An 18,414-nucleotide genomic window follows, 5' to 3' on the forward strand; every position below is an offset into this window, starting at 1 on the left:
CTCGCCCCTTGAACACGCCGTAACCCGATCTCGACGGCGGCACACATGTCCGGCGCGGCCCGGCGCTCAGGGGGCCGCCACGTTCAGGCACGCTGAGGACTCCGCGGAGGCCAAGTTGCTGACAGCGGCGAAGATTTGCCGGGGGTCACGGAGACGCACGCTGCTGCCCTGGCCTCGATCCAGGACACGCGGTGACCTGAGGGGACGTTAGCTGGGGCGTGAGACGCAAGAGGGCACGACGGATGCAGGGCCGGACGACGTGATGCAAAGGGTGGATGATCAGAGTTCCTCCCCCCGTATGTGTGTGTGCGGGCTGTGTGAAGGCTATAGCGACTCGAGGTCCTTTTATCTCCTCGTCGACTGCGGATCTGCCGTTCGAACCGACCGTCGTGCGCGAGTCCAGCGTCACGGACCTAAGGCTCGCACGTGTCCGACGACCGACGGCGGTTTGAAGCTCGGTGCCCGCGTCGGTTAGCGCCGCATGGAGAAGCCGTCTTCGAAGCGCTCGGCGAAACGCTCTGGCGAGCAGGATGTGGCGGGATCTTCGGCCATCACGTACCACCCGAACGACCGATTGTCGACCACACGGGTCAGCCCCGTTGTCAGGCCTTCACCGCGAGCGACACGGGTCGGCCTCCTGCCAGGACCGTGTGCCGGCATGAACGGGATCATCACCACGACGTTGGTCGGCCCAGTCCCGTCCCCGGACCGGCGCACAGCGCCCGGCACCCCAACGGCGAAGCCCCCCCGGTTTGGTAAGCGCTCGTTTCACAGTTCTATCGGTACGGCTGCGATCCCCCGCCAGCTCCGCATCTACTCGGCGTCTGGCCTCCGACCGGCTCCGAACGGCACTGACCACCGTATGACTGAGCATGGCCTACTCTGCTTGCGTCTCGAAGTTCTGTGGTGCGCACCACCCACCGGGTCGGCGCAGCGCGACCGCGGGATCCGGCGATGCCTGGGCGAGGCGGTCACGGAAGACTCGGTGCGGTCCTGCCGTACCACTGTCGAGAGCGGTGACACCCGGCGGCGGTCCCCGGCCCGTGTAGCCGCTCGTGTGCACAGTGCCACACTCGGGTGCACCGCACCCTGGTGGGCCACCATGAACCCTCAACGGCCCAGCCCCGACGACGTCGCGCGGGCAGCTGCCAACCCCCGCGGAAGGCTGCGGCCGGGCTCGGCCAGGTTGATTTTTTTGCACCGTCACTTGGTACTGGCGTGGCCGGCAGCGAGCCACGGGTCGGTCTCCGTCTACTCGAAGTCGTACGCGCCTGCGTAGACCCATGGCCTTCGGCGCCTTACGCGCAGGAGACCTCACCTCCTGACCGTCCCCGTCAGATACCGATGGTCGGCCCGGCCGATGTCCCCACCAGTCGGGTAAGCGAGCTCACGGTTCTCTGACGGATGATCGCCGCCGTGCAGCAGGTCGGCGCCCGCCCGTGGTCCGTGACGACTCGCCCCCCGGAGGCGCGTTTCATACAGCGGTTCCACTCGGGTCGGTGAATCTCCGTGCACCCAGCCCGCGCCGGCACCGGGAAACGTCCAGCTCACCGGGCTGTCCAGTAGGGACACCGGTCCGGCCTTATCCACAGCGCCCCCCTCGCGACATCAGCGACCCCCGTACACCCAGCCGGATCGCCCCGTCGCCACGGTCTAGCTCTCCCCCCCGCGTAGCGCGGCAGTACCCAGTGCACCTACGTTCTCGGCGGGACTGCACGCCGCCTCATACGGGTCTCTTGCCTGTTTGCACGTCGATCGAACCATGATCTCCGGTGCCGGCCCGTCCCTTGGCCCACTCCAGGTCCATAGGGCACCCCGTAGGCACCGCATCCCTTACCGACACCGCTCCACTCGGCGAGTCTGCGGACCTAGCTAGTTTCGTCCAGCAACCGCCCGCCCGCTCGCGCGGCGGACGGGTCCACGAACCTGGGTGAGGCGTTACGTCGGCGAACACCTTGGCTCTGTACGCTTGCGCCGACCGCAGGTCTGTCCAGCCACGGGTTCAGTCGCCCAGGGTCGTCTCAGGGCCACGGTCTATGCAACCACCACATGTGCTCGCCCTGATCGACCTGCCCGCCCTTGACCACCGTCTCGCCCAGCCCACACGCCGCATCACTCACGACACCTCGCGGACCTAGCCGTCTCTCGCGGTCCGTAGGTCGACCATCACCCCCGGCCTTTCTACCCGCCCATTTCTCGTCTGTTTTCTTTCTTCGGGGCGGGACCCATCAACCCGCACCACCACGGACACGGACAGCGCCCCCCCACAGCGAGGTCCGGACGACAGCCCAGGCGCTCCCGGTAGTTCCGAATTCGCCCCGGTCGGTAACACCGCCGAGGCGAACCCCAGCAGCCAACCAGCGCCACGCGTCGCAGAAGTGGCCGCACGGCGACCCCCGGTTTCCGTTCGAGATAGGTCTCCCTGCTGCACGGCGAAGCACGACCGCCCGGCGCAAGTCACTCGGCCCGCTTTCGCGCTGGAGCGCACACCGCCACGTCCGGATCCGTCCGACCGGCACGGCGCGCCAGCCATCGCTCGTACAAGATCCGGCCAAGCTCGTGCACTCCAGACCGCGGTGGCATGCGCGTGGACAACACCGCGGCACGGACCGCCCGGCACCCATCCCTCCGGCGAGCGGCGCGCCGTCGTGCCTTAGGAGCGCCCAGCTCCTGGCGACACCATGATCACGCGCGAGCAGCGGCTGCTCCGGCAGCTGTGTTCCACCGTACATGGCTTTCTCCAGTGGACGGCCCGACGGGGTCCGCACCGGTCCAGCGGCGGACGAGGTCGGGCCCCACCCCCCCCCCCTCCTCTCCCTCCGCCTTTCCCCCCCCCCCCCCCGAGTCCCTCGGCTTTGGGGGGGGGGGGGGGCGGAGGGCCGGGCAGATGATCCGCCATCCCCGAGACATTGCGCGCTCACCCCCCTCCTCGTCACGCCCCGCTCGACCGGGTGCGCGGGAATCGTCCCGCTTGTCCCCACCGATCGTCTCCCCCCCCCACGAACAGCGCAGGGGGCGGCCGACCCGGTTCACGCCTCCGTAGCAGGCCAGTGCGATGGGCCGGCAACGGCCCACAGGGCAGTGCCGTCGGCCCTGGCCCCCGCCGCGGGAGCGAGGGGTGCTCGGTCCTACACAGCTGCAACCCGGACGAAAACGGAGGACGGTCATGCGCAAGCACCCTGCCCCCCCCGCCACCAAGCAGAGCCTGATGCGCCACGGTGGCGGCCGGACCTCGCCGTATCCCGCCTCAACCCGGGCGTCCTGCCCCCGCAGGTCCGGGGACGATCCTCATGGACACGTGTCCTCGCTGAGCCGTACGACCTCGGGCGACCCTATGGGCCCCGCTGACGCCGAGGAAGCAGGCAGTGGCCGGGCTGTGCTCCAGCAGGCCACCACGCGCTTCCCCCCGCGAGAATACCGTCGGCCGGCACGGCCTACGACCAGTTCAGAGCAACACTCGTCGGTGACGCGACGACCCATGCGGTCGTCGAAATGGCCCGTCCGAGCAGTTCCGTGCGCCGAGCGGCTGGTTTCGCGAACATGAGTTAATATGTCTAAAACAGAGAGAGAAGTACAGAGGAATATAGACAAAGAGACTGACGTATAAGCTATAAGAGAGTTGTGAGTCGAGAGGAAGCGACGGTAACGGGCGGTCAGACGCCGAGATCAGGCGCGTCTCTCCGCTTACCGAGACGCTCTTTGCGCGGCACTCGCCGGTCACCACGGGCCGGGTCATCGACGACCCCGCACGTCGCGGTTCCCAGCCACAGCACCCGCCAGAAGCGAAGTACCGCGATGCGAACTCGCGCGTGCGCTGGACCGATGTACTAGTCGCCCCATCCTGCTGCCACACGCACGGCCCGTCCCAGCACGGCTCGGCGCGTGTCCGCTGCAGGCGAGCACGGAGTGCTCGCACAGAATCGAGGCCAGCGGATCCAAGGCGCTGATCCGAGAGAGTAGCAGCGATGGTACGTCCACCGAGACCGTGAGTCCGACACGTCCCGTGCGGATGCTTCCTAGCGGACGCAAACACGAGGTGGTACCGACGCGGGGCCCGTAGGGATGCTGCTGGAGGCCGAGCCGGACATCGAGGTGGTCGGGGAGGCCGACAGCTGCGCCCAGGCGCTGGCCGGGTGCCCGCGCTGCTGCCGGACGTGGCCGGTGTGCTGGACGTGCGGCTGCCCGACCGGCGACGGGAGTGAGCGTCTGCCGTGAGCTGCGGCGACCGGGTGTTCGGCTGGTGTGCCTGATGCTCACGTCCTTCGACGACGACGACGCGCTGCTGGACGCGATCATGGCGGGGCCGCCGGGTACGTCCTCAAGCAGGTCAAGGGCGCCGACCTGGTGCAGGCGGTGCGGACGGTCGCCTCCGGCCAGTCGATGCTCGACCCGGCCACCACTCGCAAGCTCATGGAGAGCCTGCGCCACCACGACGAGGGCGAACCCGACGTCGCCCTGGCCCAGTTGACGCCCCGTGAGCGCGAGATCCTCGTCCTCGTGGGGGAAGGGAAGACCAACCGGGAGATCGGCAAGGAGCTCTACCTCGCCGAGAAGACCGTCAAGAACCACGTCTCGCGCCTGCTCGCCAAGCTGGGCGTCGAGCGCCGGCTCCAGGCCGCCGTCCTGGCCGCCCACGCCGAGCCCGACCAGCACCCGGGCCGCCCGCACTGACCCCCTCGGCCCGGGAATCAGGGCCGACCGGCCCAAGCTGCGGGAACAGCACCCGGCGGACAGTGGGGGTGAGAGCACCAGCTCCCGTCCCACCCGCCTTCGGAGCCCGCCATGAGGTACTGGAACGACCACGGCATGAACGGCTGGGCAATCGGCCTGATGACCGTCAGCATGGTGCTCGTCTTGGGGCTGATCATCGTCGTCGGCCTCGCCCTGGTCCGCCGACTCGACCGCACCCCGCAGCAGCACCCCGGCGCCCTGCCCACCCACACGGCCCCGCCGGACCCGGAGCAGCTGCTCGCCGAACGCTACGCCAAGGGCGAGATCGACACCGACGAGTACCGCCACCGCCTGGAGACGCTCCGTCAGGAGCAGCGCCCCGGTTCCGGCTCCGAGCGCACCTGAGAGGCCGTCATGTCCGCCCCCGCCCACACCCCGGCCCTGGACGCCGCCACCCTGGAGAAGCTGATCTCCGCCGCGGTGGCCGCGCCGTCCGTCCACAACAGCCAGCCCTGGCGGTTCCGGCTGCGGCCCGAGTCCTCGACCCTCGACGTACGCGCCCAGCGGGAGCGCTTGCTGCCGGTCACCGACCCGGCGGGCCAGGCCCTGCACATCTCCGTCGGCGCCGCCGTCCTCAACCTCCGCGTCGCCGCCCGCCACCTGGGCTGGGCGCCGCAGGTGCGGCTGCTGCCCGACTCCTCCGACCGCGACCTGCTGGCCTCCGTCGAACTGGACCGCCGCTCACCCGCCGCCCTGCCCGCCACCGCCGCACTGTTCGAGGCGATCTGGCACCGGCACACCATCCGCACGCCGTTCACCGCGGAACCCGTCCCACCCGCGGTCCTGGACCAGCTGGCTCGCGCCGCCCGCGCCGAAGGGGCGGTCCTCCGGTTCCCGGACCGGGCCGAGACCGACCGGCTGCTCACACTGACCGCCGAGGCCGAACGCCACAACACCACCGACCCCCAGCACAGCAGCGAGAGCCGCGCGTGGATCCGAGGGCCTGAAGCCGCCTCCTACGGCATCCCCGTCGCGGCACTCGGGCCGCAGGACCGGACCGGGCACCTCCCCATGCGGGACTTCTCCGCGCTCCGCCCCGACGGACACCTGCCACCCGTCGCCTTCGAGACCGACCCCCGCCTGGCGGTGCTGACCACCAGGGGCGACCAGCCCGTGCACTGGCTGCGCGCCGGCCTGGCGCTGGAACACGTCCTGCTGGCGGCGACCGTCCACCAGGTCCGCGCCTCACTGCTGCACCAGGCGATGGAGTGGCCGAGGCTGCGTTGGGCGGCCCGCGATCCCGGGCAGGGGCCCGAGCACGTCCAGATGCTGATCCGGCTCGGCTACGGACCCGAAGGCACGCCGACGCCCCGCCTCCCGGCCACCGATGTGCTGGAGCCCGGCAGCTGACAGCCTCTCAATCCCCCAGCGGCACCCGCCAGAGCAGCTCCGTTCCCCCCTCGGCGAGCGCGCGGGCCTCGAAGCTCCCACCGAGTGCGGCGGCCCGGTCGGCCAGGTTGGCCAGACCGCTGCGCCGCCCGCCGGCCGGCAGGCCGCAGCCGTTGTCCGTCACCGTGAGCACCAGCTCCTCCCCGGCCTCCACCGTCACCTCCACTCCGGTCGCTCGCGCGTGCCGGGCAGCGTTCGACAGCGCCTCTTCCAGCACCGCGAGCATTTCGTCGGCGACCTGCGCCGGAACCGTCACGTCCAACAGGCCGGTCATCCGCAGGCCCGGTGCGAATCCCAGGACCTCCGCTGCCCGCTCGACCACCTCGACCACCCTCGCCCGTACCCCTCTGGCTGCCGGTCCCGCCTCCTTCGCCCGCAGGCCGAAGATGGCTGCACGGATCGTCTTCGACGTCTCGTCCAGGTCGTCGATCGCGCGCAGCACCCGGTCGGTTGCCTCCGGGTGGTCGATGAACCGAGTCGCCCCCTGCAAGGTCATCCCGGTGGCGAACAGCCGCTGGATGGCCAGGTCGTGCAGGTCCCGGGCGATCCGGTCGCGCTCCTCCAGCATCGCCAGTTGCTCGGCGTCCCGCCGACGCTCCGCCAACTCCATCGCCACCGCCGCCTGGCCGGCGAATCCCAGCAGCGGGCCCGACTCGTCCTCCTCGAACAGCGGCGCACCCGCCGCCCGCGCCAGCATCAGCACACCCCGCAGACCGTGCTCCGCCGTGCCGATCGGCACCGCCACCGCGGGCCCGAGCCCGTCCCAGCGGGGCGGTCCCGCCGTGATCCGGGGATCCTTGCGGACGTCAGCGCTCACCACCAGCCCACCGGTGCGGGCCGCCGCCCCGACGAACGAACCCTCCAAGGGCACCACCAGACCACGATGCTGCCGCTCCCCGATTCCGACGGCGATCCGCACCTCCAGCTCGTCCGAGCCCGTCACCGGCGCAGCGACCACCGCCAGGTCCGCCCCCGCCACCTCCGCCGCCCGCGCCACCAACAGGTCCAGCACCTCCTGCTCGGAGCTGCCCGACAGCAGGCTCCGCGTCACCTCGGCGCCGGCCGCCAACCACCGCTCCCGCAGCCGGGCCTGGGCGTAGAGCCGGGCGTTGTCGATCGCCACTCCGGCCGCCACGGCGAGGGTGGCCAGCACCGCCTCGTCCTCCGCGTCGAACTCGCCCCCGTCCCGCTTCTCGGCCAGGTACAGGTTCCCGAACACCTTGTCCCTGATCCGGATCGGCACCCCGACGAAACTGCGCATCGGCGGATGACCGGACGGGAACCCGGACGAGGCTGGGTGGTCGGCGATGTTCGCCAGCCGCAGCGGCACCGGGTGGCGGATCAGCTCCCCCAGCAGGCCGTGGCCCGAGGGCAGCGGACCGATCCGCTCGATCTGCTGCTCCGTCACCCCGACCGGAATGAACTGCGAGAGCCGTCGATCGTCACCGATCACCCCCAACGCCCCGTACTCGGCGTCGACCAGAGTCACCGCGGCCTCCACGATGTGCCGCAGCGCCTGGGTCAACTCCAGGTCCCGGCCGACCGCGAGCACCGCCTCCAGCAGGCTGTGCACCCGGTCCCTGGTCCCCCTGGCCGCGTCCAGCCGGACCTGGAGCTCGTCCAGCAGATCGTCCAGTCGCAGCTGCGGCAGCGGCACCGGGTCCTCTCCTGCTGCTGCTTCGCCCACCGGGTCCTCCAGGGCACTAGCGGCGTTACGCGGGCCTCCTCCCACCCTAGGCGGCCCGGTCCCGCACCGCTTCGGATCATCGTCAGCCGACAGGGCCATCCGGCCCAGGACCCGGCCCACCCGGCCCTGGGCACCCCCTCGCCCACCGGCAACCCTGGAAGGGACAGGGGCAGCGACCCGGCCGGAACTCCACGAGGGGTGAACGCGACCATGAAGGCACTGACCTACCACGGACCGGGCCGGCGGACCTGGGGAGAGGTCCCGGACCCAGTCGTCCGGGAACCGGAGGACGCCGTGGTCCGGGTGGACGCCGTGACCATATGCGGCACCGATCTGCACATCCTCAAGGGCGACGTGCCCGAGGTCGCCGAGGGCCGGGTGCTCGGTCACGAGGCCGTCGGCACCGTGGTGGAGACCGGCCCCGGGGTGCGCACCGTCGCCCCCGGGGACCGGGTGCTGGTCTCCTGCATCTCCGCCTGCGGCCGCTGCCGGTACTGCCGGGCGGCCGTGTACGGCCAGTGCACCGGCGGCGGGGGCTGGGTCCTCGGCCACCTGGTCGACGGCACCCAGGCCGAGTACGTCCGCACCCCGTTCGCCGACAACTCCCTGCACAAGCTGCCCGAGGGCGTCACCGACGAGGCGGCCCTGCTGCTCGCCGACATCCTCCCCACCGCCTACGAGGTCGGCGTCACCAACGGCCGGGTCCGGCCCGGCGACACCGTCGTGGTGGTCGGCGCGGGACCGATCGGGCTCGCCGCCATCACCACCGCGCGCCTGTTCAGCCCGCGCGAGGTCATCGCCGTCGACCTGGCACGGACCCGGCTCGACGCCGCGAAGCGGGCCGGCGCCGACACCGTCCTGGACGCCCGGGAGGTCGACGCCGCCGCGCTGCGCGCACTCGGCCCCGACTCCCTGGGAGCCGACGTGGCGATCGAGGCCGTCGGGATCCCGGAGACCTTCGAGCTGTGCACCCGCGCGGTCCGGCCGGGTGGCCGGGTGGCCAACGTCGGGGTCCACGGCCGACCGGCCGTCCTCCACCTGGAGGAGCTCTGGATCCGGAACCTCACCATCACCACCGGCCTGGTCGACACCCGCAGCACCCCGCTGCTGCTCGACCTGCTCGCCGAGGGCCGCCTGGACACCGACGGTCTGGTCACCCACCGCTTCGGGCTCGACGAGATGCAGGACGCCTACGACGTCTTCGCCGACCCCGACACCAGCGGCGCCCTGAAGGTCGCCCTCTTCCGCACCTGATCCTGACCGCTCGTCACCAGGAGGACACCGTGAGACGCCCACCCCTCCCGAGCACACCCGCCACGTCGCCGGTCGACCCGGCCGCGGTGGGGCGCCGCATCGCCGAGCGGCAGCACCTGCTCGGCCTCACCGACGGGGCACTGTGCCGACGGGCCGGGGTGGCGCCGGCCTACCTCCGGCTCGTTCTCACGACGGACGCCGGGTTCGACCCCGAGAGCCTGCAGAGGATCTCTGCCGCGCTGGGCCTGAGCCCCCGAGAGCTGCTCGAAGGACCGGACCGTCCGCCCCCCGGCCAGGGCCGGGCCCCGGCACATCCGGCCCTGGTCCGCCTGACCCTCCGTCAGTGTTGGGCGCTGATCGGCGCCGGAGGCATCGGACGCGTCGCCCTGCCCGGCGCGGCCGGCCCGGCCGTGCTCCCCGTCAACTACGCCGTCGACACCGGATCGGTGGTCTACCGCACCAGCCCGCACGGTGGTGCGGCACCTGTGCCGGGCACCGCACTGTCCTTCCAGGTGGACCGGATCGACGACCTCGACGGCACCGGATGGAGCGTGCTCCTCACCGGCACCGCCGAACCGGTCGAGGACCCGGCGGAGGTAGCCCTGCTGTCCGCCGGCCCGGGAGTCGAGCCGTGGGCCGGCGGCAGCCGGGACCTGTGGATCCGGATCCGTCCCGGCACGGTCACCGGCCGCCGGATCGGCACGGTCGACGCAGACGGCCACCTCGACTGAGCCGGCGGCTCGCGACCCGGACCTGCGGGTACCTGCCCCGCCAAGGGCCCGCGGCGTCCCGGAGCCGGGCCCGCTCCGCCGCGCTCAGCAGGCGTCCGGTCTCGGCCCAGGACACCTGTGGCCCCGTCAGGAACCGCGCGGTGAACGGTGTCCAGGCTTCCAGTGCCCGGAGGACCGCTCCCCGTGACGCGGTCGGTCCGAAGGCGAACTCGGCCACCGTCGGGCTCACCCGGTCGACGTCGATCCCGAGCACCACCCCGCCCGCACCCCACAGCGCCCCGAACGGCGCCGGGACCAGGACCACCGGGCACGACGCGCGGGCGGCGACCCGCGGGCCGACGGAGCCGACCGGCCGCCCCGGCAGGCCGTACGACCTGCCCGTGCCCAGCACCACGATCCCGGCGCGCCGGGTCAGTCCGGCGAGCATCCGTACGGGGTCACCCACCAGGTGGTGCAGCCGGGCTCGGGCCGCCGGCAGAGCGGCCGCCGCCCGGGACCACTCGTCCGTCTGGGGCGCTCCGTCCTCCAGGGGTGCGGGCGCCACGTGCACCAGGTGCAGCAGAGCCCGTCGACGGCCCGCCTCTCGTGCGGCCCACCGGACCGCGGCCTCGCTCTGCGGGGAGCCGTCGACCCCCACCAGCACCGGAAGTGACATGGTCTGATCCTCCGTCCTGCCCTTGCGGTCGGCCCCGGCTGCGCCAGAGCGTCCGGGCCGACCGGCCGGGCCGGGTCAGCCCGCGTGCGCGGTACAGGTCTCGTCGGCGCGGACTGCGAGATAGCTGACGACCCCGACCACACCGTCGACACCGCGGCACAGCCGTTCCACGACCGGCAGTTGACTCCGGTGGTCGACGGTGCCGCCGAGGGTCACCTCGCCCTCCTCCACCTTGACGTCGAGGGCGTCCAGGGGGAGGCCCAGCACACCGGCCAGGATCTCGGTCCGGATCTCCTCGCGGATCGCCCGGTCCTGGCGCAGGAAGACGCGCAGCAGATCGCTGCGGCTGACGATGCCCACCAGGCGGCCCGCCTCGTCCACCACCGGGAGGCGCTTGAGGCCCTTGCCCTGCATCACCCGGGCCGCCTGCACCACCGTCCACTCCGGGCGGGCGCACACGGCCGGGCTGGTCATCAGCCCCTCGGCGGTGGTGGCCCGGCTCTTGAGTTCGTCGCGGGGCTGGAGGCGGGGAGTGAGCAGCAGGCCGGACGGGTCCTCCTCCGCGGCCTCGTTGACGAGCAGGTCCGCCTCGGAGACCAGGCCGAGCGGCCGGTCCTGGTCGTCGACGACCGGTACGGAGGTGATGTCGTGCTCGGCGAGGAGGACGGCGATCGCCTTGAAGCCGGTGTCCGGCCGTACGTGGACGACGGCGGAGGTCATCAGTTCTCCCACGATCCGGTGTCGCATCGTCGGTCTTCCTCTCGTGCGGTCTGCGCGGGACCGGAGCGGCCGTTGCAGGGCGGATGCCTCAACCATCCAGGTCCGACGCGCAAGGGCGAAGGGCCGAGAGGGCCACCGTCCCGGGACCTTCAGCACCTCACCGATCGAGCGGAGCCGGGCTGAGGATCGGACAACATCCCACTCACACAGCTGAGTTGACCGAGGAGAGCACACCATGGCCGTCCACCACGCCCCCGCGTCCCGCATCGCCCGGCTCGGCGCCAGGCTTCGGCACACCGCACACGCGCCCCGGGTGGCGGTGGGCACCGCCACCGCCACGGCCGCGCGCGTCCTCGCCTCCGCGCGCATCGGGCTCGGGTTCGTCTTCCTCTGGGCCTTCCTCGACAAGGCCTTCGGCTGGGGCTACGCCACCCCCGGCACGCGGTCCTGGATCAACGGCGGCTCCCCCACCAAGGGCTTCCTCAGCCACGTCTCCGCCGGTCCGCTCCGGTCCGCCTTCCGGCACCTGGCCGGCCAGACCTGGGCGGACTGGCTGTTCATGCTCGGCCTGCTCGGCATCGGTGTCGCACTGATCGGCGGCTTCGCCCTGCGGATCGCCGCCGGCAGCGGCACCCTGCTGATGGTGCTGATGTGGGCCGCCGAGTGGCCGCCCGCCCGTCACCTGGTCGACGGTGCGGCCAGCGGCTCGACCAACCCGGTCATGGACTACCACCTGGTCTACGCCCTGCTCCTGATCGCCCTCGCCGCGACGGGTGCGGGGGGCACCTGGGGCGTGGGCAGCCGCTGGGCCGACCTGCCGATCGTCCGGGAGCACGCCTGGCTCCGCTGAGCGCCTCGCCTCGCCTCGCGGAGCGCAGCACCTCGATCCGGTGCTGCCTCGGGAGGCACACGGCCGTCCGGCCCGGAGCCGTACCCCGTTCGGCCCTCGCGACGAGCTCCGGGGGTTGCTGGGATGACAGAGGACAGGGCCGGGCGGATCCCGGCCCGTCACCGCAGAGCATGAGGAGACCACCATGAAGACCGCCGTGGTCCGGGAGTTCACCGGGCCGATCACCGTCGAGGACCTCCCCCTGCCGACACCCGCCGCACACCAGGTGCGGGTCCGGATCGAGGCGAGCGGTCTGTGCCACACCGACATCCACGCCGCTCACGGGGACTGGCCGGTCCGACCCGTGCTGCCGTTCGTCCCGGGCCACGAGGGGGTCGGTCTCGTCGACGCCGCCGGCGCCTCGGTCCGTCACGTCAGGGTCGGCGACCGCGTCGCCCTCCCCTGGCTCGCCGAGGCCTGCGGCCGCTGCGACCACTGCGTCTCCGGCTGGGAGACCCTCTGCCTCGCCCAGCACAACACCGGCTACTCCGTCGACGGCAGCCACACCGAGTACGCCCTCGCCCACGGGGACTACGTGGTCCCCGTCCCGGACGGCGTCGACCCGCTGGACGCCGCGCCCCTCACCTGTGCGGGTGTCACCACCTACAAGGCCGTCAAGGTCGCCGGTGCCCGGCCCGGCACCCGGGTGCTGGTCTCCGGCATCGGCGGTCTGGGTCATCTGGCCCTGCAGTACGCCCGGCTGGCCGGCGCGGAGACGGTGGCGGTGGACGTCACCGACGACAAACTTGCCCTGGCGCGCGAGCTCGGCGCCGACCATGTGATCGACGCCAGGACCACCGACGTCGCGGCCGGGGTACAGGCACTGGGCGGCGTCGATGCGGCGATCGCACTGGCCGTCAGCAACGACAGCTTCCGTGCCGCCTACGGCTCGCTGCGCCGGGGCGGCACCCTGGTCCTGGTGGCCCTGCCCGCCGAGGGGGTGCTCGAACTCCCGGTGTTCGACACGGTTCTGAACGGCACCAAGGTGGTCGGCTCGATCGTCGGGACCCGCCAGGACCTCGCCGAGGTGTTCCGGCTGCACTCCCTCGGCCGCACCCGGGTGGTCCGGGAGAGCCGACGGCTGGAGGACATCAACACGGCCGTCCAGGAGGTCCTGGCCGGCAAGGTCTCCGCACGCCTCGTCTTCGATCTGCGGTGACCGGGCTCCGCCCGAGGTCACCGAGCCCTCCGCGTCGGCCCGGGCTCAGTCGATCGCCAAGGTGAACCAGACCGTCTTCCCGGTGGCGGTCGGACGGGCGCCCCATCCGCTGGCGAAGGACTCCACCAGCGACAGGCCGCGGCCGTCCTCACTGGTGCTCTCGGCCAGGCGAGGAACCGGCAGGGAGGGGCTGGTGTCCGCGACCTCCACCGTCAACTCCCTGGCCGTACGGTGCAGGCGCACCCCGATCGGTCCCTCGGCGTGTCTGACCGCGTTGGCGATGAGCTCGGATCCGAGCAGACAGGCCGCGTCCTCGGCCTCGGAGCAGGACCACTCCCGGAGGGTGGCCCGCAGGAACCGGCGGCCGAGGGAGGCGGAGGTCGGGAGCGCGGGCAGTTCCAGGGCGGCGGTGGCCAGCGGCGGCGCGGGCAGCTGGGCGAGGAGCAGGGTCACGTCGTCCGCGTACCGGTCCGTCCCGGGCAGCATCACCCGGAGGACCCGGTCGGCCACCACCTCCAGGTCGGGGGTGCGGATGAAGGAACGCTCCAGCTCATGGCCCAACGCGGAGATCTGGAAGCCGAGATCGCTCTCGGGGGTCTCCACCAGACCGTCCGTGTACAGGACGAGGGTCGAGCCGGGCGGGACGGTCATCGTCGCCTGCTGGTGCGGGACGTCGCCCACTCCGAGCGGGACGCTGACCGGGGCGGCGAGTTCGCGGACCGTGTTGTCCGGCAGGACCACCAAGGCCGGCAGATGGCCCGCGGAGCAGATCGACACCTCGCCGGCGGTCGGGTCGATCACCAGGTAGCAGCAGGTGACCAGCTGGTCCGGCAGGTCGGCGACCACCGCGTCCAGTGCCTGCATCAGCTGCCGCGGCGGCATGCCCGTCTTGGCCAACGCATGGGCCGCAGAACGCAGTTGCCCCATGACCGCAGCGGCCTCCAGCCCTCGTCCCATGACGTCGCCGACGATGATGCCGATGCGCCCCGCCCCGAGCGGCACGAGGTCGAACCAGTCGCCGCCGACACCCGCTCCCTCGGTCGAGGCCAGGTAGCGACTGGCCGTGCGCATCCCGGGGATGTCGGGCGACTGGCCCATCAGGCTTCGCTGCAGGGTGAGCGCGATGTGGCGCTGCTGCTGGTACAGCCTGGTCAGCTCGAGCTCGGCCCGTTTGCGGTCGGCGACGTCACGGACGATCGCGGACGCACCGCAGATCGCACCGTACTGGTCCCGGGTGGGCCAGAGGGTGATGTCCACGTCCAGCAGCCGCCCGGAGGCGGCCAGCCGGAGCGATTCGTGGTTCTCCACCCGCTGGCCCCGGGCGAGCCGCTCCAGCAGGGCGGTCACCTCCTCCTTGCGGTCCGCGGGTGCCAGTACCCCCATGTGACTGCCGATCACCTCGTCCTGGTCGTAGCCGTACAGGCGCTGTGCCGCGGCGTTCCAGTAGGTGATCCGGCCGTCCAGGGTGGAGGTGATGATCGCGTCCTGCGAGGACTCCACCAAGGCGGCCAGTTCGCTGATCCTGGCCTCCGCCGCCTTGCGGTCACTGACGTCCCGGATGGCCGCCGAGACCAGCAGGCCGTCGCCGGTTTCCAAGGGGCTGAGGCTGATCTCGACCGGGAACTCGGTGCCGTCCCGGCGCAACCCGTACAGGTCGAGCCCCGAACCCATCGGCCGCGTCCGCCGGGTGACGGCGTATCCACTGCGGTGCCGCGGGTGGTGGGCTCGGAACCGCTCGGGCAGCAGGGCCTCCACCGGCCGGCCGAGGAGCTCCTCCCTGCGGTAGCCGAACAGCGCCTCGGTCTGCGCGTTCACCAGCCGGATCACCCCGCAGTCGTCCACGATGACCATGGCGTCCGGGGCGGACTCCAGCAGGCCCCTGAACCGCTGCTCCGCGGCGCGCAGTTCGTCCATGTCCCGGTCGGAGGCGGCCTGCGGGGGGATCGTCACCGCGTCCGCGCCACCTCGTTCCGTGGGATCGCCGGATCGGTGAGTGTGAGGGGTGACCATGCCTCGTGACCGTACCGAAGGCTTCGGCCCGCCTGGACGCGTATTCGAGAACCGGTACAGAGTGGATCGTTTCAGCGCTTTTCCGTCGTTTCCTGATTGTGGTGCCGTCAGACGGCGTTGAGGCCGTGGCGGGTGAAGACGCCGCGGGCGGCGGCCACCTGCTCGGGGGTCGGCGAGGGGGTGCCGGCCAGCGCGAAGTCCTGGCCCAGGGCCTCGTACTTGGCCGCCCCCAGCTTGTGGAAGGGCAGCACGTCCACCCGGGTGACGTTGCCCAGCGAGGCGGCGAAGGCGGCCACGCCTTCGACGTTGTCGGCCGGGTCGGTCAGCCCGGGCACCAGCACGAAGCGGACCCAGACCTCCTTGCCGAGGTCGGCGAGGCGCCGGGCGAAGTCCAGGGTGGGCTCCAACGGCCGTCCGGTGACCTTGCGGTAGAGCTCGCGGTCCCAGGACTTGATGTCCAGCAGGACCAGGTCGACGTCGGCCAGCAGTTTGTCGGTGGCCCGGGTGCCGAGGAAGCCGGAGGTGTCCAGGGCGGTGTGCAGGCCGAGTTCGTGCTTGTAGCGGTGGAACAGCTCGCCGGCGAAGGCGGGTTGGAGCAGCGGCTCGCCGCCGCTGATGGTGGCGCCGCCGCCGGAGGCGCGGATGAAGGTGGTGTACTTCGCGGCCTCGGCCACCACCGCGTCGGCGGTGGTGCGCCTGCCGTTGCGCATCTTCATGGTGTCGGGGTTGTGGCAGTAGAGGCAGGTCAGCGGGCACCCGGCCAGGAAGGTGACGAACCGGGTGCCCGGGCCGTCCACACCGGTGGAGAGGTCCCAGGAGTGCACCGAGCCGGTGAGCGCACCGGTGAGCGCGCCGACGGGGATCTCGGTTCCGAGGGTGACGGCCATGACGGGATCTCCTGCCTAGAGCGAGCCGTGGAAGGTGCGGTTGAGTACGTCGAGCTGCTGTTCGCGGGTCAGCCGGACGAAGTTGACGGCGTATCCGCTCACCCGGATGGTCAGCTGCGGGTAGTTCTCCGGGTGCTCCATGGCGTCCAGCAGCGTGTCGCGGTTGAGCACGTTGACGTTCATGTGGAAGCCGTTGGAGGCCATGTAGCCGTCGAGGACGCCCGCGAGGTTGCGCACCCGCTCCTGGGGGGTGCGGCCGAGCGCGTCGGGGGTGACGGTGTTGGTCAGCGAGATGCCGTCCTCGGCGTGCTCGTAGGGCAGCTTGGCGACGGAGAGGGCGCTGGCGACGTAGCCGTGGGCGTCCCGGCCGTTCATCGGGTTGGCGCCCGGGGAGAACGGCTCGCCGGCCCGGCGGCCGTCGGGGGTGTTGCCGGTCTTCTTGCCGTAGACCACGTTGGAGGTGATGGTCAGCACCGACTGGGTGTGCTCGGCGCTGCGGTAGGTCGGGTGCTTGCGCACCTTCTTCATGAACTCCTCGACCAGCCAGACCGCGATGGAGTCCACCCGGTCGTCGTTGTTGCCGTAGGCCGGGTACTCGCCGTCGATCAGGTAGTCGGTGACCAGGCCGCTCTCGTCCCGGACGGGGGTGACCTTGGCGTGCTTGATGGCCGAGAGCGAGTCGGCGGCCACCGAGAGGCCGGCGATGCCGCAGGCCATGGTGCGGCGGATCGCGCGGTCGTGCAGCGCCATCTCGATCCGCTCGTAGGCGTAGCGGTCGTGCATGTAGTGGATGACGTTGAGGGCGTGGACGTAGGTCTCGGCCAGCCACTCCATCTGCTGGTCGAAGCGGGCCATCACCTCGTCGTAGTCGAGGACTTCGGAGGCCCCCTGCTCAATCGAACGCAGCGGGCCGCTGGCCGGGCCGACCTGGGCGCCGGACTTCTCGTCCCGGCCGCCGTTGACCGCGTACAGCAGGGTCTTGGCGAGGTTCACCCGGGCGCCGAAGAACTGCATCTGCTTGCCGACCGCCATGGCCGAGACGCAGCAGGCGATGGCGGTGTCGTCGCCGAAGCGCGGGCGCATCAGCTCGTCCGACTCGTACTGCACGCTGGAGGTGTCGATCGACACCTGGGCGCAGAACTCCTTGAAGCCCTGGGGGAGTTGCGGTGACCAGAAGACCGTCATGTTCGGCTCGGGGGCCGGGCCGAGGTTGTAGAGGGTCTGCAGGTAGCGGAACGAGGTCCTGGTCACCAGCGGGCGGCCGTCCTCGCCGACGCCGCCGATCGACTCGGTCACCCAGGTCGGGTCCCCGGAGAACAGCTCGTCGTACTCGGGGGTGCGCAGGAAGCGGACGATCCGCAGCTTGACGATGAAGTCGTCCACCAGCTCCTGGGCCTGCTCCTCCGTCAACACCCCGTTCTCGATGTCCCGCTGGAGGTAGACGTCGACGAAGGTGGAGGTGCGCCCCAGCGACATCGCCGCGCCGTTCTGCTCCTTCACCGCCGCCAGGTAGGCGAAGTACAGCCACTGGATCGCCTCGCGGCCGCTGGTGGCCGGCCCCGAGATGTCGTAGCCGTAGCCCGCCGCCATCTGCTTGAGCTCGCCCAGCGAGCGGATCTGCTCGGAGAGCTCCTCGCGCTCGCGGATGGTCTCCTCCAGCAGCGCCGCCTCGGTCGGGGCGGCGTCCAGCTCGGCCTTCTCGGCCAGCTTGGCCTCGATCAGCCGGTTGACGCCGTAGAGCGCGACCCGGCGGTAGTCGCCGATGATCCGGCCGCGGCCGTAGGCGTCGGGGAGCCCGGTGACGATGCCGGCCTTGCGGGCGGCCCGGATGGCGGGGGTGTAGGCGTCGAAGACCCCGGCGTTGTGGGTCTTGCGGTACTCGGTGAAGACCTTCTCCAGCCCGGGGTCGACCGGGTAGCCGTACGTCTCCAGGGCGCCGGCCACCATCCGCCAGCCGCCGTTGGGCATGATCGCCCGCTTCAGCGGGGCGTCGGTCTGCAGGCCGACGATCAGGTCCTTGTCCCGGTCGATGTAGCCGGGGGCGTGCGCGGTGATGGTCGAGGGGATGTCGTACGCGACGTCGTAGACGCCCTTGGCGCGCTCCTCGGGGAACTTGTCCGTGATGGCCTTCCACACGGCGGTGGTGCGCTCGGTGGGCCCGGCCAGGAAGGAGCTGTCGCCCAGGTAGGGGGTGTAGTTCTGCTGGATGAAGTCACGGACGTCGATGGCGTCCCGCCACAGCCCGCCCTTGAAGCCCTCCCAGGCACTTCGACCAGCTGTCTGCTCCTGCTCGATGGTCATG

Annotated in this window: 12 protein-coding genes and 1 pseudogene; 7 read left to right on the forward strand and 6 right to left on the reverse strand. The window is 71.5% G+C overall.

All coding sequences use genetic code 11. From position 1 onward, the window contains the following. The first annotated feature begins 4,062 nt into the window (after window positions 1-4,062). The 3 genes and pseudogenes from ABD946_RS19295 (at window position 4,063) to ABD946_RS19305 (ending at window position 6,081) form a co-directional block, all read left to right on the forward strand. Window positions 4,063-4,671, forward strand: a pseudogene (locus tag ABD946_RS19295) (LuxR C-terminal-related transcriptional regulator). A 111-nt stretch (window positions 4,672-4,782) separates the two neighbouring features. Beyond that, the gene (locus ABD946_RS19300; protein WP_345285203.1) at window positions 4,783-5,076 is read left to right on the forward strand and encodes an SHOCT domain-containing protein; all 294 of its coding nucleotides are present in this window, start codon (window positions 4,783-4,785) and stop codon (window positions 5,074-5,076) included. Window positions 5,077-5,085: 9 nt separating this feature from the next. After that, window positions 5,086-6,081: an Acg family FMN-binding oxidoreductase gene (locus tag ABD946_RS19305; RefSeq protein ID WP_345285205.1), complete on the forward strand. Its 996-nt coding sequence runs from the start codon at window positions 5,086-5,088 to the stop codon at window positions 6,079-6,081. Between the two features lie 7 nt (window positions 6,082-6,088). Here the strand turns inward: ABD946_RS19305 and ABD946_RS19310 are convergent, their stop codons facing one another. Continuing rightward, window positions 6,089-7,777: a sensor histidine kinase gene (locus ABD946_RS19310; protein WP_345285206.1), complete on the reverse strand. Its 1,689-nt coding sequence runs from the start codon at window positions 7,775-7,777 to the stop codon at window positions 6,089-6,091. A 240-nt stretch (window positions 7,778-8,017) separates the two neighbouring features. Between ABD946_RS19310 and ABD946_RS19315 the strand changes: the two genes are divergently transcribed. Beyond that, window positions 8,018-9,061, forward strand: a complete 1,044-nt coding sequence (locus ABD946_RS19315; protein WP_345285208.1) for a zinc-dependent alcohol dehydrogenase family protein — start codon at window positions 8,018-8,020, stop codon at window positions 9,059-9,061. A 29-nt stretch (window positions 9,062-9,090) separates the two neighbouring features. Beyond that, on the forward strand, window positions 9,091-9,792 hold the full coding sequence (locus ABD946_RS19320) for a helix-turn-helix domain-containing protein (protein WP_345285210.1): 702 nt from the start codon (window positions 9,091-9,093) through the stop codon (window positions 9,790-9,792). Here the strand turns inward: ABD946_RS19320 and ABD946_RS19325 are convergent. Further along, a complete protein-coding gene (locus tag ABD946_RS19325; protein WP_345285211.1) occupies window positions 9,743-10,447 on the reverse strand; it encodes a universal stress protein in 705 nt (234 codons plus the stop codon). The two genes, ABD946_RS19320 and ABD946_RS19325, sit on opposite strands and share 50 nt — an antisense overlap. Window positions 10,448-10,522: 75 nt before the next feature. Next, on the reverse strand, window positions 10,523-11,194 hold the full coding sequence (locus tag ABD946_RS19330; protein WP_345285213.1) for a CBS domain-containing protein: 672 nt from the start codon (window positions 11,192-11,194) through the stop codon (window positions 10,523-10,525). 208 nt (window positions 11,195-11,402) lie between these two features. Between ABD946_RS19330 and ABD946_RS19335 the strand changes: the two genes are divergently transcribed. After that, window positions 11,403-12,017 (forward strand): hypothetical protein, encoded by a 615-nt coding sequence (locus ABD946_RS19335; protein ID WP_345285215.1) that lies wholly within the window; start codon window positions 11,403-11,405, stop codon window positions 12,015-12,017. Window positions 12,018-12,201: 184 nt separating this feature from the next. Next, window positions 12,202-13,215 (forward strand): zinc-dependent alcohol dehydrogenase, encoded by a 1,014-nt coding sequence (locus ABD946_RS19340; RefSeq protein WP_345285217.1) that lies wholly within the window; start codon window positions 12,202-12,204, stop codon window positions 13,213-13,215. A 45-nt stretch (window positions 13,216-13,260) separates the two neighbouring features. Here the strand turns inward: ABD946_RS19340 and ABD946_RS19345 are convergent, their stop codons facing one another. The 3 genes from ABD946_RS19345 to pflB all read right to left on the reverse strand — a co-directional run bounded on the left by ABD946_RS19345 (window position 13,261) and on the right by pflB (window position 18,413). Continuing rightward, window positions 13,261-15,129, reverse strand: a complete 1,869-nt coding sequence (locus ABD946_RS19345) for a PAS domain S-box protein (RefSeq protein ID WP_425558661.1) — start codon at window positions 15,127-15,129, stop codon at window positions 13,261-13,263. Window positions 15,130-15,332: 203 nt separating this feature from the next. Next, a complete protein-coding gene (gene pflA / locus ABD946_RS19350; RefSeq protein ID WP_345285221.1) occupies window positions 15,333-16,112 on the reverse strand; it encodes a pyruvate formate-lyase-activating protein in 780 nt (259 codons plus the stop codon). A gap of 15 nt (window positions 16,113-16,127) precedes the next feature. Continuing rightward, window positions 16,128-18,413 carry a formate C-acetyltransferase gene (pflB, locus tag ABD946_RS19355; RefSeq protein WP_345285223.1) on the reverse strand — a complete coding sequence of 762 codons (2,286 nt, stop codon included), beginning with the start codon at window positions 18,411-18,413 and terminating at the stop codon, window positions 16,128-16,130. Window position 18,414 lies beyond the last annotated feature (1 nt).

This window comes from Kitasatospora albolonga (assembly GCF_039535905.1).
Lineage (GTDB): Bacteria > Actinomycetota > Actinomycetes > Streptomycetales > Streptomycetaceae > Kitasatospora > Kitasatospora albolonga.

Bases quoted from the DNA above. Each gene is read 5' to 3' on its own strand.
- pflA (WP_345285221.1), bottom strand. From the start codon at position 16,112: ATGGCCGTCACCCTCGGAACCGAGATCCCCGTCGGCGCGCTCACCGGT.
- ABD946_RS19345 (WP_425558661.1), bottom strand. From the start codon at position 15,129: ATGGACGAACTGCGCGCCGCGGAGCAGCGGTTCAGGGGCCTGCTGGAG.
- ABD946_RS19305 (WP_345285205.1), top strand. From the start codon at position 5,086: ATGTCCGCCCCCGCCCACACCCCGGCCCTGGACGCCGCCACCCTGGAG.
- ABD946_RS19335 (WP_345285215.1), top strand. From the start codon at position 11,403: ATGGCCGTCCACCACGCCCCCGCGTCCCGCATCGCCCGGCTCGGCGCC.
- ABD946_RS19340 (WP_345285217.1), top strand. From the start codon at position 12,202: ATGAAGACCGCCGTGGTCCGGGAGTTCACCGGGCCGATCACCGTCGAG.
- ABD946_RS19315 (WP_345285208.1), top strand. From the start codon at position 8,018: ATGAAGGCACTGACCTACCACGGACCGGGCCGGCGGACCTGGGGAGAG.
- pflB (WP_345285223.1), bottom strand. From the start codon at position 18,413: ATGACCATCGAGCAGGAGCAGACAGCTGGTCGAAGTGCCTGGGAGGGC.
- ABD946_RS19300 (WP_345285203.1), top strand. From the start codon at position 4,783: ATGAGGTACTGGAACGACCACGGCATGAACGGCTGGGCAATCGGCCTG.
- ABD946_RS19325 (WP_345285211.1), bottom strand. From the start codon at position 10,447: ATGTCACTTCCGGTGCTGGTGGGGGTCGACGGCTCCCCGCAGAGCGAG.
- ABD946_RS19330 (WP_345285213.1), bottom strand. From the start codon at position 11,194: ATGCGACACCGGATCGTGGGAGAACTGATGACCTCCGCCGTCGTCCAC.